Genomic DNA, 20966 nt, shown 5'->3' with positions numbered 1-20966 from the left:
GGTCAGGCGCCGGTCGCGCCGCCGTTGTCCGCCTCGAAGCCGGGGGCCACCTCGTCCTCGATGCCGGGCCCGCCGTAGCCGCCGGCGTCCTGTTCCTCGGGCGTCCCGGCCTGCTCGGCGCCCTGCTCCTCGGGGTCGGCGGTGGGGGTGTCGTTGGGATTCTCGCTCATGGTGCTGCCTTCCGTGATGCGTCTGCTCCCTGACTGGGCGCTGATGCTCAGCTTACTGAGGATCGATCCGCGGGCAACCTGCCCCCGCATCCGCGGAACTCCCGCGTAACCCGCGCTCCACTGGTGTAATCGGGCGCGTTCTTTGACATGCTGGGGCCATGGCTAACCGAGCGGGCACAGTGGCCCTCCCCAGCGACCTCGTCGACGTGACCAGACTGCTCGACGCGTACTTCGACGTCGAACCCGATCTCTCCGACCCCGCCCAGCGCGTGGCGTTCGGGACCTCGGGGCACCGCGGCTCGTCCCTGAAGTCCTCCTTCAACGAGGTGCACATCGCGGCGATCACGCAGGCGATCGTGGAGTACCGCGCGGGGCAGGGCATCACCGGCCCCCTGTACATGGGCAAGGACACCCACGCCCTGTCCGAACCGGCGCAGAACACCGCCCTGGAGGTCCTCGCGGCCAACGGCGTGACAGTCCTGGTCGACGCACGCGGCGCCTACACCCCCACCCCCGCGGTGTCCCACGCGATCCTCACCCACAACGCGACGCGCACCGGGCAGGCCGACGGGATCGTCATCACCCCCTCCCACAATCCTCCGGGCGACGGCGGCTTCAAGTACAACCCCCCGCACGGCGGCCCGGCAGACTCCGACGCCACGAACTGGATCGCCGACCGCGCCAACGCCCTGCTCGAGGGCGGGCTGCGCGAGGTGAGGCGCATGCCGATCGCCCAGGCGCGGACGGCGGACGGGATCGGCAGCTACGACTTCCTGCAGCACTACGTGGACGACCTGCCCTCGGTGCTCGACCTCGACGCCATCCGCACCGCCGGCGTGCACATCGGCGCGGACCCGATGGGCGGCGCCTCCGTCGACTACTGGGGCGCGATCGGGGAGCGCCACAACCTGAACCTGACCGTCGTGAACCCCAGCGTGGACCCGCAGTGGGCGTTCATGACGCTGGACTGGGACGAGAAGATCCGCATGGACTGCTCCTCCCAGTTCGCGATGGCCTCCCTCATCACGCGGGCCACGGAGTTCGACATCGCGACGGGCAACGACGCCGACGCGGACCGCCACGGGATCGTCACCCCGGACGGCGGGCTCATGAACCCCAACCACTACCTCGCCGTCGCCATCCAGTACCTGTACGCGAACCGGCCCAACTGGCGCCCGGACGCGGTGATCGGCAAGACCCTCGTCTCGTCGTCGATCATCGACCGCGTCGCGGCGGACCTCGGGCGCGTGCTGCAGGAGGTCCCCGTGGGCTTCAAGTGGTTCGTGCCCGGCCTGCTGAGCGGCGACCTGGCCTTCGGCGGCGAGGAGTCCGCCGGCGCGTCCTTCCTGCGCCTCGACGGCACTCCGTGGAGTACCGACAAGGACGGCATCCTCCTGGCCCTGCTCGCCTCGGAGATCACCGCCGTGACCGGCAGGACGCCGTCCCAGCACTACGCGGGGCTGACGGACCGCTTCGGCGCGCCGGTCTACGCGCGGATCGACGCCGCGGCCACGCGCGAGCAGAAGGCCGCACTCGGCAGGCTCTCGCCGTCGGACGTCACCGCGACGACGCTCGCCGGTGAGGAGATCACCGCACGCCTGACGGAGGCGCCCGGCAACGGCGCGCCCGTGGGCGGCCTGAAGGTCACCACCGAGAACGCCTGGTTCGCGGCACGGCCGTCGGGCACCGAGGACGTCTACAAGATCTACGCCGAGTCCTTCAGGGGCGCCGAGCACCTGAAGCAGGTCCAGGCCGAGGCGAAGGCCCTGGTGGACGGGGTCATCAGCTGACCCCGGTGCGTCCGGGCGCCTACAGGAGCATGCTCAGCAGCTTCCGCTTGATCGGCCCGAAGGGCGGGTAGGCCAAGCGCAGCGTGTCCGGCCCCGTGGGCTTGGAGAACACGGGCTGCAGGTGGCTGAAGGTCCGGAAGGACTGCTGCCCGTGGTAGCTGCCCGTCCCGCTCGCGCCGACGCCGCCGAAGGGCAGGCCGGGGACCGCGAGCTGGATGGTGCAGACGTTGTGGGCGATCCCACCGGCCTGGACACGCTCCGTGAACATGCCCAGGTGCTCCTCGCGGTCGCTGAACAGGTAGGCGGCGAGCGGGTGGGGGCGGGCGCCGATGAAGCGGATCGCCTCATCCAGGTCCGCGACCTCGAGGATCGGCAGCAGCGGCCCGAAGATCTCCTCCTGCATGAGCGCCGACGAGGGGTCGACGTCGCGCAGGACGGTCGGCTCGATGTACCGCTCCGCGCGGTCGTGGCGTCCGCCCGAGACGACGGTGCCGTCGGCGAGCAGGCCCACGAGGCGGTCGAAGTGGTGCTCGTTGATGATCCGCCCGTAGTCGCCGGAGGCCCTCGGGTCGCTGCCGTAGAACTCCCGGACGGCGTCCGCCAACGCTGCCGCGAGCACCGGCGCTGCGGCCGGCGTCGTCAGGATGTAGTCGGGGGCCACACAGGTCTGGGCCGCGTTCAGGAACTTGCCGAGCGCGATCCGGCGCGCCGCGGCGCGGAGGTCCCCGCCCACGACGACGGCGGGCGACTTCCCGCCCAGCTCCAGCGTGACGGGCGTCAGGTGCTCGGCCGCGGCCTTCATGACGATCTTCCCGACGCGCTCACCGCCCGTGTAGAAGACGTGGTCGAACGGCTGCGCGAGCAGCGCCGTGCTGGCCTCGACGCCACCCTCGACGACCGACACCGCCTCCGGGTCCAGGTACTGCGGCACGAGCCGGGCGAGCGTGCGGGACGTCGCGCCGGCGAGCTCGCTGGGCTTGAGGACGGCGGCGTTGCCGGCGGCGAGCGCCCCGACGAGGGGCGCCAGCACGAGCTGCAGGGGGTAGTTCCAGGGCCCGATGATCAGCACGACGCCGAGCGGCCGGGCCTGCGTCCAGGCCCGGGCCGGGAGCAGCCCGGCGGGCACGGCGATCTTCTCGGGCGCCATCCAGCGGTCCAGGTGCTTCAGGGTGAAGTCGAGTTCGGCCCGCACGACGGCGATCTCGGAGAGGAACGCCTCCGTGCGGCTCTTCCCGAGATCCTCCTCCAGCGCCGCGGTGATCTCGTCCATCCGCTCGGAGAGCAGCCGGCGCAGGGCGCGCAGCTGCGCGCGGCGCCAGGCGGCGGGGCGGGTGGCACCCGTGTCGAAGTATCGTCGCCGGTCCGCCAGCAGGGCCGGGGCGTCGGTCGGTCGCGTGTCGGTGCCGGTGTCGCTGTCGGTGCTCATCGGTCGCCTCTCTGATCGGTGGGAGCGCCGCTCGGGCGCCCGGTGAAACGGTCCATGGAGCTGTACACCCCGAAGATGCGCCCGGCGACGACGTCCCAGACCGGCTGCGGCAGGAGGTTGCGGAGGGTGCTGCCGAGCTGCACCGTCCAGGGCAGCTGCACGCGGGCCCGGCCCTCCAGCGTGCCGCGCCAGGCCTTGTCGACGACGTACTCCGGCTCCATCAGGGGTGTCAGGAGCGGGCCGCGGGCTCCCTCGAACATGCCGGTCCTGATGTAGCTCGGGATGAGCGTGGTGACCCTGATCGGGTGGCCCGCGGACGCCAGTTCGAGGCGGAGCGAGTCGCTCCAGCCGATGACCGCCCACTTCGAGGCCGCGTAGACGCTCATGCGGGGCACGGCCAGCGTGCCGGACGCGGAGGCCACGTTGAGGATGCGGGCGGGCGTGCCGCGCTCCATCATCGCGGGCAGGAACGCCCGGGTGACGTGCATGGGTCCGCCCGTGTTGATGCGCAGTGTGAGGTCGATGTCCGCGTGGTGGTCGTGCTCCCAGAAGTACGTCCCGCGCACGATCCCCGCGTTGTTCACCAGCACGTCGGGCACGCCGACCTCGTCGAGGACGGCGCCCGCCGCCGCCTGGATGGACTCGACCGACGCCACGTCGACCACGTAGCTGTGCACGGACGCGGCACTCGAGGCGAGGCCCGCGACCACGTCCTCGAGGGCGCGCCCGTCCACGTCCCACAGCACGACGGCGGCCGCGCCCTCCCTCGCCGCGCGTTCGGCGTACAGCCTGCCCATGCCCCTGCCGGCGCCCGTGACCAGCACGGTGCGCCCCTGGACCGTGAATCCCATCGTGTGTCCTCTTCCTCGGTGACAAGCAACGTAACATCCCCGGCATCTGCTCCCGGTAGGCTTTCCCGGAACCCCCACCCGCTTTGGAAGGCATACCCATGAGCACACGAGGCATCGGCTGGACCCTCCACGGCGACGGGAAGAACGTCGGGCCGGGCGGTTTCGTCGCCCCGGAGGAACGCCTGACGTGGCCCAGGACCATCGGTATCGGCGCCCAGCACGTCGTCGCGATGTTCGGGGCGACCTTCCTCGTCCCGCTCATCACCGGGTTCCCGCCGGCGACCACCCTGCTCTTCTCCGGGATCGGGACCATCCTGTTCCTCGTGATCACGGCGGGGCGGGTGCCGAGCTATCTCGGGTCGAGCTTCGCGTTCATCGCCCCGATCGCGGCGGCGCAGTCCCAGTACGGCGCGGCCGGAGCGCTCGGCGGGATCGTCATGGCCGGCGCGGCGCTCGCGCTCATCGGCCTGGTCGTGCACAGGGCGGGTACGCGCTGGATCCAGGTGGCCATGCCCCCCGTCGTCACGGGCGCCATCGTGGCGCTGATCGGGCTCAACCTCGCGCCGACCGCGAAGGCGAGCTTCGAGCAGGCACCCCTGACCGCGCTGGTCACCGTGATCTCGATCCTGCTCGTCACGGTGCTGTTCAAGGGCATCCTCGGGCGCCTGTCGATCCTCGTCGGCGTGCTCGCCGGGTACGCCGTCGCGATGATCCGCGGCGAAGTGGACTTCGCCGCGATCGGCAACGCCCCCTGGGTCGGCCTTCCCGAGTTCGCCGCACCCGCGTTCCACCTCTCCGTCGTCGGGCTCTTCCTCCCCGTGGTCCTCGTGCTCGTCGCCGAGAACATCGGCCATGTGAAGTCGGTGGCCGCGATGACCGGGCGGGACCTCGACCCGTACACCGGGCGGGCCCTCATGGCGGACGGCCTGGCGACCATGATCGCCGGGTCCGGCGGCGGGTCGGGAACCACCACCTACGCCGAGAACATCGGCGTGATGGCGGCGTCCCGCGTCTACTCGACGGCGGCGTACTGGGTGGCAGGCGTCGTCGCGATCCTCCTGAGCCTCTTCCCGAAGTTCGGCGCCCTCATCGCGACCGTCCCCGCCGGGGTGCTGGGCGGGGCGGGCGTGGTCCTCTACGGCATGATCGGGATCCTCGGTGTCCGCATCTGGGTGCAGAACCAGGTCAACTTCTCCAACCCCATCAACCTGTCGACGGCGGGCGTCGCCCTGGTCGTCGGCATCGCGGACTTCACCTGGGTGATCGGGGACCTGACGTTCGCGGGAATCGCCCTCGGCACGGCCGCCGCGCTGATCATCTTCCACGGAATGACGGCCATCGCACGGGTACGCGGCAGCGAGCACGTCGCCGGGCCGGAGGAGCCCGAGGCGAGCGACCACGGCAGCAGGCCGTCGAAGCTGGGCTGACCCGTGCCCGATGCGAAGATGGGGTCCATGCGTCCCTCCCCCGCCGCGTCCGGCGCCCGATGAACGGTCCCCGCGAGGTGTGGGCCTCTCCCGCGTGGCGCCGGCAGGCGGAGCAGTGGGTCGACCTGGCGCTGGAAGCGTTCGGGGTGACCCGCACGGGGCCGACCGACCAGCCGCGCATCCGCTTCTGGTCCACGCAGCTCACCGTGCCCACGGACCACGGCACGCTGTGGTTCAAGGAGAACAACCTCGGGCAGCTCGCCGAGGCGTCGATCCTGTCCCTGCTCGGCGAACTGGCACCGGACCATGTCGCGGCCCCGCTCGCGATCGAACCCTCCCGCGGGTGGATGCTGACGGCGGACCACGGGTCCACGCTCGACCGCCTGGGATCCGGCGACGCCGCGGTGTGGGCCCGCATCGCCACCGACTTCGCGGACCTGCAGCGGATCGCCGCCCCGCACGGCGAGCGGCTGGCCGAGGCCGGCCTCGTCACCATGCACCCTGAGGTGGCGGCGAACTTCGTCGAGAACCAGCTGCTCCTGCACACCGGGCTGCCGGCCGGGCATCCGCTGTACCTGTCCGCGGAGGAGGCCGACGACGTCGTGCGCCGCCTGCCTGCCGTGCACAGCGCCGTCGACGCGCTGCGCGCCGTCCCGGTGCCGTTGTCGCTGGATCACAACGACCTGCACGCGCGGAACTGCTTCCTGCCCGGCACGAACACCGAGCCGCTGCGGTTCCTCGACTTCGCGGACGCCTACTGGGCGCATCCGTTCAGCGCCCTGCTCGTGCCCATCACGCAGATGCGGGAGCAGTGGGGCACGACGGCGGAGGACCCGCGGATCCGGTCCGTCGTGACGGCCTACCTCGAACGGTGGACCGACCACGCGCCCCTGCCGGAGCTGCGGACCGCCGTCGGGCCGGCCCTGACGCTGGCCGGCATCCACCGGTACGGGTCGTGGCTGCGCCTGCTGGTCTACGCCGACGACGACTCCATGCGCGCGTACGCCCCCGCCGCGCTGCACTACCTGAAGACGCTGGCGGACCCGGTCCTGACGGTCTAGCCCTCCGGCCCGGGCTCCCTCGACCCCGGTGGGCTCGGGTGGCGGGTCGTGGAGCGCTCCACCCACCACGACTGCTGCCTCGGGAGCGACGCGCCAGGATCAGCCCGCCGAACGCCCCTGCGGCCACGCAGACCTGTCCCGCATGCATCCCGCGAGGACGTCCGCGGCATCGGACACGAGCCCGTCGACGCCGAGCTCCAGCAGGCGGTCCATCCCGGCGCGGTCGTTGACCGTCCAGACGTGCACCTGCAGCCCCGCGTCCTGGCAGCGCCTGACGAACCCCCGCGTCACCACCCGCACGCCCCGATACGTCTCGGGCACCTGCAGCGCGTGCACCCCGGCCGCCCGCGCGACCGGCCCGGCCAGCCCCAGCGGGGCGGCGATCTTCAGGAGGGCATTGACCGTCATCCCTGCGGACGACGCCGTCGGCCGGTCGAGCAGCCGCAGGACCGCCCGCCTCCGCCGGTCGGAGAAGGACGCGACGAGCACGCGGTCGTGGGCGGCATGGCGGTTGACGAGCTCGGCGAAGGGCCGGACGCACGCGTCGCTCTTGACGTCGATGTTCAGGCGCAGGTCCGGCCAGCGCAGCAGCACGGCTTCGAGCGTTGGGATCCCCCCGCCTCCGCCGACCGACAGCCCGGCCAGGTGCTGCGCGGTCCGCGCCGTGATCGGGCCGCGGTCCTCGGTGACGCGGTCGAGGACCTCGTCGTGGAAGACCATGACGACGCCGTCGCTCGAGGCGTGGACATCGATCTCGAGGTACCGGAAACCGAGGGCCACGGCGCGTTCGAAGGCGGCCATGGTGTTCTCCCCGCCGTCGGGTGCGAACCCGCGGTGGGACAGCGCGAGCGGCTGCGGCCCGGATGGGGTTCCCGCCGTGTTGTCGAGGTAGGGGTAGCGGCCCGCGTCAGGCCGTGCGGAGCGCCGCAAGCCGTTGCTCCAGGATCTGCGCGACGCCGTCCTCCTCGAAGGCGGGGGCCACGAGGTTCGCGGCGGCGAGCGCGTCGGGGTGGCCGGACGCCATCGCGTACCCGTGGCCCGCCCAGCCGAGCATCTGGACGTCGTTGGGCATGTCCCCGAAGGCGACGACGTCGGCGGCGTCGATCCCGCGCGCCGCCGCGTAGTGTGCGAGGGTGACGGACTTGTTGATCTCCGGCAGGGCCATCTCGAGGAGGGCCATCGTGGGCGCGGAGTGGGTCGTGGACACCAGGTGCGCGACGGCGGGCCGGACGGCCGCCAGGAAGTCGTCGGGCGACACCTCCCGCTCCCGTGCCAGGAACTTCACGACGTCCTGGCCGGGCAGGGACTCCTCGAACGGTCGGGCGGTGAGCCCGCCGAGCAGTTCGACCGTGGACGCGTCCGCGAAGCCCGACTCGACCTGGAATCCCGCCACGGTCTCGGCCGCGAAGGTCGCCGCCGGGAAGAGCTCACGGATGATGTCGCGCGCGGCGAAGATGTGCTCGGGGGCCAGGAGCTTCGCATCGAGCACGCACTCGGACTCGAGGTCGTAGGTCAGGGCGCCGTTGGAGCAGATGACCGTCCCCGTGTGCCCGAGCTGGTCCCGCAGGGGCTGGAGCCAGCGCGGCGGGCGGCCCGTGACGAACACGACGTCCACGCCGGCGTCCGCGCACGCCCGGAACGCGCGGATGGTGCGTTCGCTCATCCTGCCGTCGTGCCCGACGACGGTACCGTCCATGTCGCTCGCCACCAGGCGCATCGTCCACTCCTCCAGGGTCCGGATCTCCACCCTACCGGTGGCAGGGCGCCCGCCGGCAGGGAACGCCCCGGGACAGCCCCCGCCGGAGGGGGCACGGCAGGGGGACCGCCCCCGCAGGGCCGCTACTGCTCGTACGTGCCGGTCAGGCGGGCGCGGCCGAGCGTGTGGGAGAACAGGGTGAAGCCGAGGTAGGCGGGGCTGGCGTCGGCCGGCAGCTCCAGGGACTCGACATCCACGGCGTGGACCACCACGTGGTAGTGGTGCGGCCCGTGTCCCTCGGGCGGCGCGGCGCCCACGAAACCGGGGAACCCGCCGTCGTTCCGGAGTTGCACCGCCCCCTCGGGGAGCAGTCCGGAGCCCTCAGTCCCGGCGCCGGCGGGCAGCCACGTGGTCGTGACGGGCAGGTCGGCCACCGCCCAGTGCCAGAAGCCGCTCGCGGTCGGTGCATCCGGGTCGTACACGGTGACCGCGAAGCTCCGGGTGCCCTCGGGGAAACCGCTCCAGCCGAGCTGCGGCGACTCGTCCTTGCCGCCCGCTCCCATCATCCCGGACGCCTGCGCCGGGTCGAGGGGTGCGTGATCGGTGACGGTCTCGCTGGTGAGGTCGAACGCGGGGACCTGGGGGAGGTCCGCGTAGGGATCGCGGGTCATCGTGGTTGTCCTCTGGTCGTCGGTCGGGGCGGTCAGGCGCCGTGGGCCATCTCGTCCCGGGTGGGAGGGTTCGCTCCCGCACGGGACACCGTGACGGCCGCGGCGCGGGCCGCGTACTGCAGCATGCCGGTCAGCTGCCCGAGGGTTATTCGGCGCAGCTCGTCGCGGCGATGGGCGCCGTCCAGCGCGGCATCCACGAGCGACCCCAGGAGGGCGGCCATGAACGAGTCCCCCGCGCCCACGGTGTCCACGACGGAGGTCGGGGGCGCGGGGACCGACACCTCGCCGGCACGGCAGGCGCCCCACGGTCCCTTCGACCCGCGCGTCACGACGACGACGCCGGGGCCGGCGGCCAGCCAGGCGCGGGCCGACTCCTCGGGCGTGCGGTCGGGGTAGAGCCACCGGAGGTCCTCGTCGGAGGCCTTGACGACGTCGGCGAGGGCCACGAACTTCTCGGCCTGCCGGCGGGCGAACGCGGCGTCGCGGATGATCGTGGGCCGGCAGTTGGGGTCGTAGGAGACCGTGACGAGCGGGTGGGCGCTCGTCACCAGGGCCAGGACGTCGTCGGCCCCCGGCGCGAGCATGGTGGCGATGGACCCCGTGTGCAGCAGGGTGGATCCGTCGAGGAGCGTGTCCTTCTGCCCGGCCAGCCCCGGGAGGTCCCAGACCAGCTGGAAGTCGTAGGACGCACCTCCCGCGGGGTCGAGGTGCGCTGTCGCGACGCTCGTGGGCGAGGCATCCGGGCGGACGGGGAAGGGCACCGAGTTGTCGCGGAGGTGCTGCTGGATCATCCGCCCGTAGGCGTCGTCACCGTACCGGCCGACGAACTGGGCGGGGTGGCCGAGGCGCGCGAGGCCCACGGCCACGTTCATGGGACTGCCTCCCACGTGCGCGCGCATGGATGCGGTGTCGCTGACGACTTCGTCGATGAGGGTTTCCCCGATCACTGTGAGCACCCGTTCAACGTACCAGCCGCGGTCGGGGCGGACGGGGCGCTTCTCGCCGTCGTGCGTCGTCCTGCACCTGTCCTACCGTGAGCGGCGCCGGATGATCGGGGGGCGCGGCGGGACGGGCCTGCCCCGGAAGCGCCGCACGCTGTAGACGATCAGGGCGAGCGCGATGATCGACGAGAGGATCAGGCTGAGGCCCGTGCCCGTGCCACCGAAGAGCCACCACTTGTCCGCGAGGAACCACCAGGCGGGCGCACCGGGTCCCATGATCCAGACCACGCCGAGGGACATGATCGCGAACGAGCTCATGCAGCTCGCGGTGATCCGAGGGATGGTCTTCACCCCGAGGGCTGCGGCGTGGTAGGCGTTCTCCTTGAGCGGCTGCAGATGGCGGCGCGCCCAGTGGTAGTGCCGCGACAGGACGGCGAGGCCCGCGGCGACCATGAGCAGCCCCGGACCGGGCAGCACGAGGGCGGCGATTCCGAGCACCACGAGGGTCCACCCGATCACCTCGACGCCGGTACGGCGGACCCACCCGGGTATCCGGTTCTTCGCTGCCATGCTCACAGGATGTCACAGCCGCCCGACCGCGGACGACGGGCGGAGGGCGTCCTGATGGCGCTCCGGGGACGCTTCGGTGAACAGGAACAAAACCATCGATACATGCGTTTGCATGATCATATCGGCGGACGGAAGGCCGGTACGAACCCAGGAGGACAGCGTGACCGCACGAACCGAAGGACTCCACCACGTCACCGCGATCGCCGGTGACCCGCAGCGGAACATCGACTTCTACATCAAGGGACTGGGGCTGCGCCTGGTCAAGAAGACGGTCAACTTCGACGATCCCGGGACGTACCACCTCTACTACGGCGACGAGGCCGGCCGCCCCGGCTCCCTCCTGACCTTCTTCCCGTGGCAGGGCATCCGCAGCGGACGCGTGGGCAGCGGGCAGTCGACCACCACCGCGTTCTCGGTGCCCCAGGGCACCCTCGGCTGGTGGCAGGAACACTTCAGGGCCATCGGTGTCGGGTCGACCATCGTGCGCGCCTCCTCCGAGGAGGAGCGTCTCTCCCTCCGCGACCCCGACGGACTGCAGATCGACCTCGTCGCCTCGTCCGTCTCCGATCCCCGCAACCCGTGGGACTCCGCGTCCGTGCCGGCCGAGTACGCCGTGCGCGGCCAGCACTCCTCGGTGCTCACAGTGCAGGATCCCACCCGCACCCTCGAGACCCTCACGCGTGACCTCGGCATGAGCGTCCTCGGCGAGAAGGACGGCCGGTACCGCCTCAGCACGCATGCCGGGGAGCCGGGCACCGTCGTCGACGTCGTCGCCGACCCCCGCGGCGAGCGCGGCCTCGTGGCCGGCGGGACTGTGCACCACATCGCGTTCCGCGTGCCCGACCAGCAGACCCAGGAGGTGTGGCGCCAGGAACTCGCCGAGCGCGGGTACGCGGTCACGGCCATCCTCGATCGCCAGTACTTCACCTCGATCTACTTCCGCGAGCCCGGGGGCACCCTCCTGGAGATCGCGACCGACACCCCGGGCTTCGACATCGACGAACCCCTGCTGGAACTCGGCCGCTCCCTCAAGCTGCCGCCGTGGCTCGAACCGGACCGCGAGGCGATCTCCCACGCGGTCGCGACGATCGACCTGCCGGGAGAGAACAACCCCGCCGTCCAGGCCTTTTTCAAGTAGGGGCGATCATGACCGACACGCACACCTGGCCGCACCTGTTCGAGGCAGGCGCAGCGGGCACGCCGGTGCTGCTGCTCCTGCACGGCACGGGCGGCACCGAGCACGACCTCCTGCCGCTCGCTGCCCGCCTCGCACCGGGGGCCGGGTATCTCGCACCGCGCGGACCGGTGCAGGAGCACGGCATGAACCGCTGGTTCCGCCGGTTCGGCGAGGGCGTGTTCGACGTCGACGACGTCGTCCGCCGCGCGGGTGAGCTCACCGCGTTCCTCGCCCGGGCGCGGGACCACTACGGCATCGCCGACCGTCCGGTCGTCGCCGTCGGATTCTCGAACGGGGCGAACATCGCCCTCGCCGCCGCGCTGCTCCACCCGGACGCGCTCTCCTCCGCGGTCGCCTTCTCCGGGATGTACCCCCTCGAGGGACGCACCGTCGACGCGGACCTGTCCGGGACGCACGTCGCCCTGTTCAACGGGACGTCCGACGCCATGGCCCCCCTCGACAGCGTGACCCGCCTCGCATCGATCCTCGAGAGCCGCGGCGCCGAAGTACAGCGGAACGTCCGCGAGGGCGGGCACGGAATCCACCCCACCGAGGTCGACGGCGCCACCGCCTGGATCGCCTCCCACACCCGGAAGGTCCCCCATGACTGAATCACCCACGACCGGCTCCACCGGACCCGCAGCGCGGGCCGCCACCCTCTCCCGGCTCCACGCCGCCCCCGAGATCCTGCAGGTCGTCAACGTCTGGGACGTGATCAGCGCCAGGACGATCGCCGACATCCCCGGCACCACGGCCCTCGCCACGGCGAGCCACTCGATCGCCGCGTCGCTCGGGTACGAGGACGGCGAGAACATCCCCCTGGAGGAGATGATCGCGGCGGTCGGGCGGATCGCGGCAGCCACCACGCTCCCCGTGTCCGCCGACCTCGAGTCCGGCTACGGGGATCCCGGGGACACCGTGCGCCGGGCGATCGGCGTCGGGATCGTCGGGGCGAACATCGAGGACCGGATGCGCCCGCTGGCCGACGCCGTGGCGCAGATGGAGGCGGCCGTGAGGGCCGGCCGGGCCGAGGGCATCGACTTCGTGCTGAACGCCCGCACCGACGCCTTCGTGACGGCGGGCGACCGCGATCCGGCGGACGTCCTGGCCGACGCCGTCGAGCGCGGCAGGGCGTTCCTCGCCGTCGGCGCGACGAACGTGTTCGTCCCCGGCCTCCTCGACGAGCACGCCGTCACCACCCTCGTGGAAGCCTTCGGCCCGCAGCGGCTCAGCGTGATCAACGTGCCCGGCAGCCTCCCGCCCGCACGCCTGCAGGAACTCGGCGTCGCCCGGATCTCCTACGGACCGTGGACGCAGCGCGTCGCCCTGACGGCGCTGGCGAACTCGGCACGCGAGCTGCTCGCCGGTGGAGCACTGCCCGAGGGGACGCTCCCCCTCAACTGAGGACGGTCCGGCCCCGGTCAGCCCTGCTCGGGCAGGCCCGGGCCGGTCGCCTTCCCGAGCCGGTCGAGGACGGCCTCCCACGCCGCGGACCCGGGCGTGATGACGGCGAAGTGGTCCCCCGGGACGCGGACGAGTTCCGCCGTCGCGCCCGCCGCCGTGGCCGCAGCCACGTACGCCTCCGACTGGCTGATGGGCACCGTGGCGTCCTCCGTCCCGTGCACCGCGTACACCGGGACCGCGAGGGGGACCGCGGTCGTCGGGTCGGCGAGCGCGTACCGCTCCGGGTCCCCGGAGTCACCCAGCAGATTCTCCACGGCGTGGTCGCTCAGGCCGAGCGTCCGGGCCGCCGCGAGGTCCAGCACCCCGGCCTGGCTGACGACGGCGGCGAGCGGCACCGCCGGGGTCCCCGCGCCGGGAGCGCCGGCCGGGAGCGCGGACCGCCCCGCAGCCCACACCGCGAGGTGGCCGCCCGCGGAATGGCCGAGCGCCGTCGTCGAGCGCAGGTCCAGTCCGTGTTCCCCGGCCGCGACGGCCAGGTGGTCGATGCCCGCGGCGACGTCGTCGAAGGTGGCGGGCCAGCCCCCGCCGTTCCCCGCACGGCGGTACTCCAGGTTCCAGCACGCGTAGCCGCGCACCACCAGGTCCTGCGCGAGGGGCTCGCCGAGCTCCGCGCCGTAGGTGGACCGCCAGTAGCCGCCGTGGATGATCACCACGACGCCGCGCACCGCCGTCCCACCGGCGGGCAGGTAGAGGTCCGCGAACTGGCTCGGATCGTCGCCGTAGCGGAAGCGCTGCGGCGCCGCGGAGGCCGTCCTGCTGTCCGGCCGGAGCCCGCAGGCGGCGAGCAGGGCGCCCCCGGCGGCGGCCGGCAGGGCCAGGACGGAGCGGCGGCCCACCGGACGCACGGTCTTCTCGCGATGCACAGGGGAAGCGTAACGGTCACCGGCGTTGGCTACGATGAAGACTCTCCTCGGAAAGGCTGGGCGCATGGGCGCATGGGATGATCTCGACGAACGGCTGCGGCCTGCCGTCGAGGCGCATACGCGGGAGTTCGCGCGGGTCCGACCGGCCCTGGACCGCGTCACGGAGGCGATGCGGTCCAGCATCGCGGCGATCTTCGAGGGCACCGACCTGAGACCGCTGTTCGTGACCGCCCGCACCAAGACCGTGGAATCCTTCCGCGACAAGGCCTCCCGCACGCTGCCCGCCGTGGACCCCGCGGACCCGCCCGTCCTCGTCTTCCCGGACCCCATGCGGAACCTCACCGACCTGGTGGGGGTCCGCATCATCACCACCCTGCCCCACGAGGTGGACCTCGCCGCGAACCTCCTGAAGCGCCAGCGCCAGGAGTTCGACTGCCGGGGGGACCGGGAGAAGGACATCGGGTCCATCGAGTCCGGCACGTACGGCTACTCCAGCCGCCACCTCATCATGCGCACCATCCACAACGACGTGGTGCGGAGCTTCCAGCAGGCCGTGGACCCCGAGACGAGGGCCGCGGGCAGCTACCTCTTCGAGGTGCAGGTACGCACCGTGCTGGCGCACGCCTGGTCGGAGATCGAGCACGACATCCGCTTCAAGGCCTCCAACCCGAAGGCGTGGAGCCCCTACTTCGACCGCCAGTTCACGGGGACGGCGGCCATGCTCGAGACCGTGGAATCGGCCTTCGCGGAACTCCACGAGCGGTACGAGACCGTCACCGGGTTCTGGGACGAGGACGGCGAGGGCAGCGCCCCGCTCACGCCCAACCGCATCCGCGACGTCTGGCAGACGCTCCTGCCCCACGTGGACCGGAAGTCGGACGACAACTGGGGGTGGGCGTCGGAACTCCTCGCGGCGCACGGGCTGAAGACCACGCTCGAACTCGTGGCCCTGCTGCAGGCCGACACCATCACCACGGTCCGCAAGGCCCTCGACCACCGGTACTCCCCCGGCCCGGACCGGCTCCTCGACGACATGCTGCTCTGGCACTACGGCGGACGCCATATCGACCTGACGGCGGAGGCGGCGGACGCCGAGAGCACGCCCCGCCGGGACAGCCTGCAGCGCAGGCACCGCCAGATGGAGATCTACCGGGCGCAGCATCCCGCCTGATGCCCGCTTGATGCCCGGCGGCTGCGCGTCCGACTGCCTGTGCCGGTCTCGCTCCTGCCGCACCCGCGTCCGGTCCGGCGCGCTGCGGCAGGGTACGCACCGGCCGGTCGCGCTCGGTCAGCGCGTGCCCGACCGGTACTTCGCGGCGCGGCGCTCCAGCCGGTCGTCGGCAGGCAGGCTCTTCACGCGGGCCAGCTCGTACTCGATGGCCAGGGCCATCCGCTCGCAGAAGGCACGGCCCTCCTCGGCGGCGTCGGGCTGCTCGTCCACCACGTGGTCGACGACGCCCCGGCGCACGAGCGCGGCGATCTTCACGCCCTGCGCCTCCGCCATCTCGGGCGCCCTGTCGACGGTGCGGTGCACGATCGCGCTGGCCCCCTCGGGCGGGAGCGGCGAGAGCCACGCGTGCTCGGCGGCGATGGTGCTGTCGGCGGGCAGCAGGGCGAGCGCGCCTCCCCCCGCCCCCTGGCCCAGCAGCACGGAGACCGACGGCGAGGCGAGCCCGATGAGGTCGTGCAGGGACCGGGCGATCTCCCCGGCGAGCCCGCCCTCCTCGGCCTCCCTGGACAGGTCCGCGCCGGCGGTGTCGATGACCGTCAGCAGCGGGAGCCCCAGCTCCTCGGCGAGTTTCATGCCGCGCCGCGCCTCCCGGAGGGACGCCGGGCCCATCACCGCGTCCTCGGGGCGTCGCGGCCTCTGGTGGCCGAGAACCACGCACGGCTGCTCCCCGAACCGGGCCAGGGCCAGCAGCAGACCGGGGTCCTTCTCCCCCTGCCCTGTCCCGTTGAGCGGCAGGACGTCGCGGGCTCCGGAGGCGAGCAGCCGCCGGAGGTCCGGGCGCCGCCGGTTGCGCGAGACGAGGATGGACGCCCAGGCGTCGCCCTCGCCCGCGGTGACAGCCGTGGTCCGGGGTGGCGGGGGCAGGCGGGCCGGTTCCGCGAACAGCACGGAGAGGGCCGTGTCCACGATCGCCGCCAGCTGCCCGGGCGGGACGACGGCGTCGATGAGCCCCTTGTCGAACAGGTTCTCCGCCGTCTGCACGCCCGCCGGAAAGGCCTCCCCGTAGAGCGCCTCGTAGACGCGTGGCCCCAGGAATCCGAGCAGCGCGCCGGGTTCGGCCACCGTGACGTGGCCGAGGGATCCCCAGGAGGCCATGACGCCGCCGGTGGTGGGGTGCCGGAGGTAGACGAGGTAGGGCAGGCCCGCCTGCCGGTGCGCCCGCACGGCACCCGTGATGTCCGCCATGGAGAGGAACGCGGGCGTGCCCTCCTGCATGCGGGTGCCCCCGGAGGCGGGTCCGGCCAGCAGGGGCAGCCGCTCCGCCGTCGCCCTGCGGACCGCGGCGGTGATCCGGTGCGCGGCGGCACTGCCGATCGAGCCCGCGAGGAAGGTGAACTCCGAGACGATGACGGCGACGCGCCTGCCGTGAATGAGGCCCTCGCCGGTGAGTACCGACTCGTCCGCCCCGCTCTTCTCCCGTGCCCGGCGCAGTTCGTCCTCGTACGCGGCACCGGCACCGGGGTAGGGCGACGGCACTGGGCTGTCCCACGAGGCGAAGGACCCGGCGTCGAGGACGGCGGCGATGAGTTCGCGCGCGCTCAGGTGCCGGGCGCGTGCCTCAGCGCTCACGCAGGGTCACCGGCCGACGACGCGAGCCAGGCGCGGATCGCCTCTCCGTCGCCGTCGAGCAGGGGCGGTGCGCTGTGGCCTCCCGGGGTCGTCTCCGATCCGCCGTCGAAGAAGCGCAGGGGCGGCCCGGGCAGCGCGATGGTGCCGAGCACGGGGTGTTCGACATCCAGCAGCAGGCCCTGGGAGCGGACCTGGTCCCAGGCGTAGACCTCGTCGAGGGTGCGCACCTTCCCGGCGGGGATCCCGGCCTCGTCGAGCTTCGCGAGCAGGGGCTCGGACTCGTAGGCGGAGAAGGCGTCCTCGACCACCCCGATCAGCAGGTCCCGGTTCCGCACCCTGTCCGCATTCGTGGCGAACTCGGACCGGCCGGCGTCGAGCCCGAACGCCGCGGTGAACGCGGTCCACAGCTTCTCGCTGCCCACGCTGATCTGCACCTTGCCGCCCCGACAGCTGAACAGTCCGTAGGGGGCGATCGAGGGATGGTGGTTCCCCTGGGCCCGCGGCACCTCGCCCGCCACGGTGGTCCGGGTGCCCTGGAAGGCGTGGACACCGATGATCGCGGCGAGCAGGGAGGTGCGCACCACCTGGCCCCTGCCCGTCCGTTCGCGCTCCAGCAACGCGGCGACCGCCCCGTACGCGCCGTACATCCCGGACAGGAGATCAGCGATGGGGACCCCGACGCGCTGCGGGTTGTCGGGGTCCGGTCCGGTGACGGACATGAGGCCCGCCTCGCCCTGCACGATCTGGTCGTAGCCGCTGCGCTTCGCCTCGGGCCCGTCGTGCCCGAACCCGGTGATGGACAGGACGACCAGCCCGGGGTTCAGCTCCAGCATCGCGTGCGTGGAGAAGCCGAGCCGATCCAGGACTCCCGGGCGGAAGTTCTCGACGACGACGTCCGCGCGGCGCAGCAGGTCGGTGAGGACCGCCCGCCCGTCCTCGCTCTTGAGGTCGAGGGCGATCGACTCCTTGTTCCGGTTGCAGGACAGGAAATAGGTGGACTGGCGGTCCTCGTCCGGTCCCACGAAGGGCGGCCCCCACCCCCGGGTGTCGTCCCCCGTGCCCGGGGTCTCCACCTTGATGACGCGCGCGCCGAGGTCGCCCAGCATCATCCCGGCATGCGGTCCGGCCAGGGCCCGGCTGAGGTCGACGACGAGCCGCCCGGCGAGCGGTCCCCCGCGCCCCCCGTCGGCGGTCGGTTGCGGTGCGGTGGTCTCGGCGGTCATGGTTCCTCCGGGGTGGGTGCGATGGGTCGTGCGGTAGCGGTGCGTCCGCGGTGGACCGGCAGGCTCAGAGCCAGCCGGGGACCACGAGGACGAGCCAGGCGATGACCGGGCCGGCGACGACGACGATCGCCCCGTAGCCCAGGATCTGCTTGTAGAAGCGCTCCTTGTCGGTACCCTCCGGGGCGTTGGCGAGGACGAGGGCGCCGTTGGTGGAGAACGGCGAGACGTCCACGATCGTGGAGGACACGGCGAGCGCGCAGACCACGCCCACGGCGCCCACGGCCCCGGTCTCGAGGAACGGGATGGCCAGGGGGATCAGCGCCGCGAGGATGGCCGTCGAGGAGGCGAACGCGGAGACCACTGCGCCGATGTAGCAGATCAGCAGGGCCGCGAGCAGCGGCATGCCGAGGGTGGCGACGCCGTCGGAGACGTAGTCGATGGTGCCGGCGGCCTCGAGGACGCCCACGAAGGTCAGCATGCCGCAGATGAGCAGGACGGTGGACCAGGCGATCTTGTTGACGGCCCCGCTCTGCGCCTTCGGGGAGATCAGGGCGAGGATGACGGCGACGGTGATGGCGACGAAGCCGACGTCGACGCTGAACCCGAGGGCGATGACCGCGAGCGCGATCAGTCCGAGGATGGTGGCTCCCTGGGAGATGCGGTCCTCGCGGGTCCGGGTGGCGACGACGCCGTCGCCCGCGGGATCGCGCGGACCGTAGGTGCCGCTGCCGGTCCCCTTGTAGGCGACGTCGGCCCGGCGGGCTCCGGGGCTCGCGTTCAGGCGGGCCTCGGCGGCCTCCTCCACGAACTGGGTGACGCGCGCGGACATGAGGGTGCGGCCGCCGAGGACGACGAACAGCGCGACGGCGATGAGCAGGTTGAAGATGAAGCTCGCCAGGAAGACGGCCAGCGGGCTGGATTCGAAGCCGGACTGTCCCACGATGTCGTTGACGATCACGCCGTAGACGGCGATGGGCGAGAAGCCGCCCGCCTGCGCCCCGTGGACCACCATCATGCCCATGAGCAGCGGGGAGATCTTGTGGCGGGCCGCGAAGCCCAGCGCCACGGGGGCCATGATGGCCACCGCTGCGGGGCCGAGTGCACCGACCGCGGTGATGACGGCGGTGATCAGGAACATCACCCAGGGGATGAGCGCCACCCGGTTGCGGACGAGCTTCACGGCACCCTGCACCAGGAGATCGATCGTCCCGTTGTTCTGGGCGATGGCGAAGAGATAGGTCACCCCGACCAGGGTGAGGAACAGCCCGCCGGGGAACTCGGCGATGATGTCGTCGGTCTCCATGCCGAGGACGACCGCCCCGAGCAGGAAGGCGCCGACGAAGGCGAGGGCCCCCATGTTGATGGGCAGCAGGGTGGCTATCAGGAACATCGCCGCCAGGATGATGATCGATAGGAGTGGAGCGGACATCGTTATCCTCCGGGGGCGATGGACTGGGCTGGGTGTGACCCGCATTACAGGTTCACTGGCCTAGCCTGTAGGAGAGTGGGTGTCCCTGTCAATCATCTGGGGATAGCATGGCCTCACCACCACACGGGGGAGAGAACCGGGATGACCGACGACGCCAGTCCACCACCGCTCGGCCGCCTCGCGCGTCCGCGGCTCTACGAACAGCTCGTCGAGCAGCTCCTCGGCTACATCGAATCGGCGAAGCTGCGCCCCGGTGACCTGCTGCCCGCCGAGCGTGATCTCGCAGAACGTCTGGGTGTCTCGCGGGCCACGCTCGCCCAGGCGCTCGTGGCGCTCGAGGTCCTCGGCGTCATCGACGTGCACCACGGCACCGGAGCGGTGCTGCGCCACCGCGCCAGCGTGGCCAGCGTCATCAAGGGGCTGCGCGAGCACCGGAGCCGCCTCCCCGACATCGTCGAGGCCCGCAGCACCCTCGAGGTGAGGCTCGCCGCGCTCGCGGCGGAACGCCGGACGGACGGCGACCTGGCCGCGATCGACCGGGCGCTGGACGAGATGCGGGCGGAGATCGACGACGGCGGCCGGGGTGCCCGCGGCGACGAGCTCTTCCACCAGGCCGTCACGGCGGCCGCCCATTCCCCGGTGATGGCGCAGCTCATGGCCTTCATCGGCGAGATGGTGCTCGAGACCCGCCTCGAATCCCTCGCCCAGCCCGGCCGGCCGGAGCAGTCCCTCGAGTCGCATCGCAGCATCACCGAGGCCGTCCGGGCGCAGGATCCGGCCGCGGCGGCGGCCGCCATGCAGCGCCACATCGAACTCGTCTCGGACGTCGCCCTGCTCGAATAGCACCAGGCGGCGGCCGGCCCCGGGGGCAGGCCGCCGCCGTGCGTGCCGTCGGATCATCCGGAGGATCAGTCCTCGGAGACCTGCGCCGCCAGGTTCGCCAGCGTCGAGGCGAGAGCCTCCTGCGAGACCTCCGGGAAACTCAGCTGCTTGAGGATCGCCTTGTCCGTCACGGCGGACCAGTCGTAGCTCACGGAGACCTCGGTGGAGTCCGGGCCCGAGGGCTGCAGCTCCCACACCCACTCCCAGCCCGGAGGGACCTCCCCGGCGGGCGCCGTCCTCCAGGCGAGCAGCTTGTTCGGGTCGTAGCCCACCACGTGGTTGTCCGTCTGGTAGTCGCCGCCCATCTTGTCCCAGTTCTGGTTCATGGTGAACATCTGGCCGACGGCCGTGATGCGGTCCGACTTGCTGTCCGACTGCACCATGCCCGAGCCGTCGAGTGCGGCGTGGCGGGCGGGGTTGGACAGGATGTCGAAGATCGCACCGGCGGGTGCGTCGATGGTGCGGGTCGCGGAAATACGGGACTCTGTCATACGGCGTTCTCCTTCTGGTCGTGGACGACGGGTT

At 72.1% G+C, this 20966-nt stretch carries 21 protein-coding genes; 8 read left to right on the top strand and 13 right to left on the bottom strand.

Annotated features, from left to right (window positions below; genetic code table 11):
- Positions 1–2: 2 nt before the first annotated feature.
- Positions 3–170 carry a hypothetical protein gene (locus ACX80P_RS12350; RefSeq protein WP_459278396.1) on the bottom strand — a complete coding sequence of 56 codons (168 nt, stop codon included), beginning with the start codon at positions 168–170 and terminating at the stop codon, positions 3–5.
- A gap of 158 nt (positions 171–328) precedes the next feature.
- Between ACX80P_RS12350 and pgm the strand changes: the two genes are divergently transcribed.
- Positions 329–1960, top strand: coding sequence for a phosphoglucomutase (alpha-D-glucose-1,6-bisphosphate-dependent) (gene pgm, locus ACX80P_RS12345; RefSeq protein WP_459278395.1), 1632 nt, complete (start codon positions 329–331; stop codon positions 1958–1960).
- A 19-nt stretch (positions 1961–1979) separates the two neighbouring features.
- Here pgm and ACX80P_RS12340 read toward each other — a convergent pair whose 3' ends face one another.
- Both ACX80P_RS12340 and ACX80P_RS12335 read right to left on the bottom strand, forming a co-directional pair.
- Positions 1980–3386 carry an aldehyde dehydrogenase family protein gene (locus tag ACX80P_RS12340; protein WP_459278394.1) on the bottom strand — a complete coding sequence of 469 codons (1407 nt, stop codon included), beginning with the start codon at positions 3384–3386 and terminating at the stop codon, positions 1980–1982.
- The gene (locus ACX80P_RS12335; protein WP_459278393.1) at positions 3383–4237 is read right to left on the bottom strand and encodes an SDR family NAD(P)-dependent oxidoreductase; all 855 of its coding nucleotides are present in this window, start codon (positions 4235–4237) and stop codon (positions 3383–3385) included. Before ACX80P_RS12335 ends, ACX80P_RS12340 begins: the two co-directional genes overlap by 4 nt.
- A gap of 98 nt (positions 4238–4335) precedes the next feature.
- Between ACX80P_RS12335 and ACX80P_RS12330 the strand changes: the two genes are divergently transcribed.
- Positions 4336–5664, top strand: a complete 1329-nt coding sequence (locus ACX80P_RS12330; protein ID WP_459278391.1) for a uracil-xanthine permease family protein — start codon at positions 4336–4338, stop codon at positions 5662–5664.
- 59 nt (positions 5665–5723) lie between these two features.
- Positions 5724–6725 carry a phosphotransferase family protein gene (locus ACX80P_RS12325; protein ID WP_459278390.1) on the top strand — a complete coding sequence of 334 codons (1002 nt, stop codon included), beginning with the start codon at positions 5724–5726 and terminating at the stop codon, positions 6723–6725.
- 99 nt (positions 6726–6824) lie between these two features.
- Here the strand turns inward: ACX80P_RS12325 and ACX80P_RS12320 are convergent, their stop codons facing one another.
- From ACX80P_RS12320 to ACX80P_RS12300, 5 genes are all read right to left on the bottom strand, one after another.
- Positions 6825–7655, bottom strand: coding sequence for a glycerophosphodiester phosphodiesterase family protein (locus ACX80P_RS12320; protein ID WP_459278388.1), 831 nt, complete (start codon positions 7653–7655; stop codon positions 6825–6827).
- Positions 7633–8442, bottom strand: coding sequence for an HAD family hydrolase (locus ACX80P_RS12315; RefSeq protein WP_459278387.1), 810 nt, complete (start codon positions 8440–8442; stop codon positions 7633–7635). The genes ACX80P_RS12320 and ACX80P_RS12315 overlap by 23 nt, the downstream gene beginning before the upstream one ends.
- Before the next feature lie 122 nt (positions 8443–8564).
- A complete protein-coding gene (locus tag ACX80P_RS12310; RefSeq protein WP_459278385.1) occupies positions 8565–9092 on the bottom strand; it encodes a YbhB/YbcL family Raf kinase inhibitor-like protein in 528 nt (175 codons plus the stop codon).
- 32 nt (positions 9093–9124) lie between these two features.
- Positions 9125–10048 carry a carbohydrate kinase family protein gene (locus ACX80P_RS12305; protein WP_459278384.1) on the bottom strand — a complete coding sequence of 308 codons (924 nt, stop codon included), beginning with the start codon at positions 10046–10048 and terminating at the stop codon, positions 9125–9127.
- Positions 10049–10120: 72 nt separating this feature from the next.
- Positions 10121–10603 carry a PGPGW domain-containing protein gene (locus ACX80P_RS12300; RefSeq protein ID WP_459278383.1) on the bottom strand — a complete coding sequence of 161 codons (483 nt, stop codon included), beginning with the start codon at positions 10601–10603 and terminating at the stop codon, positions 10121–10123.
- Between the two features lie 160 nt (positions 10604–10763).
- On the opposite strand from ACX80P_RS12300, the gene ACX80P_RS12295 reads away from it, so the two are divergent.
- The 3 genes from ACX80P_RS12295 to ACX80P_RS12285 are packed head-to-tail and all read left to right on the top strand — an operon-like array spanning position 10764 to position 13184.
- A complete protein-coding gene (locus ACX80P_RS12295; RefSeq protein WP_459278382.1) occupies positions 10764–11741 on the top strand; it encodes a ring-cleaving dioxygenase in 978 nt (325 codons plus the stop codon).
- Positions 11742–11749: 8 nt separating this feature from the next.
- The gene (locus ACX80P_RS12290) at positions 11750–12391 is read left to right on the top strand and encodes an alpha/beta hydrolase (protein WP_459278380.1); all 642 of its coding nucleotides are present in this window, start codon (positions 11750–11752) and stop codon (positions 12389–12391) included.
- Entirely contained in the window at positions 12384–13184 is an 801-nt protein-coding gene (locus tag ACX80P_RS12285; RefSeq protein WP_459278379.1) for an isocitrate lyase/PEP mutase family protein, read from the top strand. The genes ACX80P_RS12290 and ACX80P_RS12285 overlap by 8 nt, the downstream gene beginning before the upstream one ends.
- Before the next feature lie 17 nt (positions 13185–13201).
- Here the strand turns inward: ACX80P_RS12285 and ACX80P_RS12280 are convergent, their stop codons facing one another.
- Positions 13202–14032 (bottom strand): alpha/beta hydrolase, encoded by an 831-nt coding sequence (locus ACX80P_RS12280; protein ID WP_459278527.1) that lies wholly within the window; start codon positions 14030–14032, stop codon positions 13202–13204.
- Between the two features lie 139 nt (positions 14033–14171).
- On the opposite strand from ACX80P_RS12280, the gene ACX80P_RS12275 reads away from it, so the two are divergent.
- Positions 14172–15278, top strand: coding sequence for a GTP pyrophosphokinase (locus tag ACX80P_RS12275; RefSeq protein WP_459278377.1), 1107 nt, complete (start codon positions 14172–14174; stop codon positions 15276–15278).
- 117 nt (positions 15279–15395) lie between these two features.
- Here ACX80P_RS12275 and ACX80P_RS12270 read toward each other — a convergent pair whose 3' ends face one another.
- From ACX80P_RS12270 to ACX80P_RS12260, 3 genes are all read right to left on the bottom strand, one after another.
- Positions 15396–16907: a carboxyl transferase domain-containing protein gene (locus ACX80P_RS12270; RefSeq protein WP_459278376.1), complete on the bottom strand. Its 1512-nt coding sequence runs from the start codon at positions 16905–16907 to the stop codon at positions 15396–15398.
- Entirely contained in the window at positions 16904–18130 is a 1227-nt protein-coding gene (locus ACX80P_RS12265; protein ID WP_459278375.1) for a CaiB/BaiF CoA transferase family protein, read from the bottom strand. The genes ACX80P_RS12270 and ACX80P_RS12265 overlap by 4 nt, the downstream gene beginning before the upstream one ends.
- A gap of 64 nt (positions 18131–18194) precedes the next feature.
- The gene (locus ACX80P_RS12260; RefSeq protein ID WP_459278374.1) at positions 18195–19559 is read right to left on the bottom strand and encodes an SLC13 family permease; all 1365 of its coding nucleotides are present in this window, start codon (positions 19557–19559) and stop codon (positions 18195–18197) included.
- Between the two features lie 141 nt (positions 19560–19700).
- On the opposite strand from ACX80P_RS12260, the gene ACX80P_RS12255 reads away from it, so the two are divergent.
- Complete coding sequence (locus ACX80P_RS12255; RefSeq protein WP_459278373.1) at positions 19701–20402, top strand: FadR/GntR family transcriptional regulator; 702 nt, start codon at positions 19701–19703, stop codon at positions 20400–20402.
- Positions 20403–20467: 65 nt separating this feature from the next.
- Here the strand turns inward: ACX80P_RS12255 and ACX80P_RS12250 are convergent, their stop codons facing one another.
- The gene (locus ACX80P_RS12250; RefSeq protein ID WP_459278372.1) at positions 20468–20932 is read right to left on the bottom strand and encodes an SRPBCC family protein; all 465 of its coding nucleotides are present in this window, start codon (positions 20930–20932) and stop codon (positions 20468–20470) included.
- Between the last annotated feature and the right edge of the window lie 34 nt (positions 20933–20966).

This window comes from Arthrobacter arabinosi (assembly GCF_054511115.1).
The sequence above is the reverse complement of the archived record's forward strand: the minus strand, read 5'-3'. Positions and strand labels throughout refer to the sequence as shown.

Excerpts from the sequence above, each read along its gene's own strand:
- ACX80P_RS12260 (WP_459278374.1), bottom strand. The coding sequence starts at position 19,559 with ATGTCCGCTCCACTCCTATCGATCATCATCCTGGCGGCGATGTTCCTG.
- ACX80P_RS12265 (WP_459278375.1), bottom strand. The coding sequence starts at position 18,130 with ATGACCGCCGAGACCACCGCACCGCAACCGACCGCCGACGGGGGGCGC.
- ACX80P_RS12255 (WP_459278373.1), top strand. The coding sequence starts at position 19,701 with ATGACCGACGACGCCAGTCCACCACCGCTCGGCCGCCTCGCGCGTCCG.
- ACX80P_RS12300 (WP_459278383.1), bottom strand. The coding sequence starts at position 10,603 with ATGGCAGCGAAGAACCGGATACCCGGGTGGGTCCGCCGTACCGGCGTC.
- ACX80P_RS12325 (WP_459278390.1), top strand. The coding sequence starts at position 5,724 with ATGAACGGTCCCCGCGAGGTGTGGGCCTCTCCCGCGTGGCGCCGGCAG.
- ACX80P_RS12250 (WP_459278372.1), bottom strand. The coding sequence starts at position 20,932 with ATGACAGAGTCCCGTATTTCCGCGACCCGCACCATCGACGCACCCGCC.
- ACX80P_RS12340 (WP_459278394.1), bottom strand. The coding sequence starts at position 3,386 with ATGAGCACCGACAGCGACACCGGCACCGACACGCGACCGACCGACGCC.
- ACX80P_RS12335 (WP_459278393.1), bottom strand. The coding sequence starts at position 4,237 with ATGGGATTCACGGTCCAGGGGCGCACCGTGCTGGTCACGGGCGCCGGC.
- ACX80P_RS12315 (WP_459278387.1), bottom strand. The coding sequence starts at position 8,442 with ATGCGCCTGGTGGCGAGCGACATGGACGGTACCGTCGTCGGGCACGAC.
- ACX80P_RS12350 (WP_459278396.1), bottom strand. The coding sequence starts at position 170 with ATGAGCGAGAATCCCAACGACACCCCCACCGCCGACCCCGAGGAGCAG.
- pgm (WP_459278395.1), top strand. The coding sequence starts at position 329 with ATGGCTAACCGAGCGGGCACAGTGGCCCTCCCCAGCGACCTCGTCGAC.
- ACX80P_RS12285 (WP_459278379.1), top strand. The coding sequence starts at position 12,384 with ATGACTGAATCACCCACGACCGGCTCCACCGGACCCGCAGCGCGGGCC.
- ACX80P_RS12290 (WP_459278380.1), top strand. The coding sequence starts at position 11,750 with ATGACCGACACGCACACCTGGCCGCACCTGTTCGAGGCAGGCGCAGCG.
- ACX80P_RS12275 (WP_459278377.1), top strand. The coding sequence starts at position 14,172 with ATGGGCGCATGGGATGATCTCGACGAACGGCTGCGGCCTGCCGTCGAG.
- ACX80P_RS12310 (WP_459278385.1), bottom strand. The coding sequence starts at position 9,092 with ATGACCCGCGATCCCTACGCGGACCTCCCCCAGGTCCCCGCGTTCGAC.
- ACX80P_RS12330 (WP_459278391.1), top strand. The coding sequence starts at position 4,336 with ATGAGCACACGAGGCATCGGCTGGACCCTCCACGGCGACGGGAAGAAC.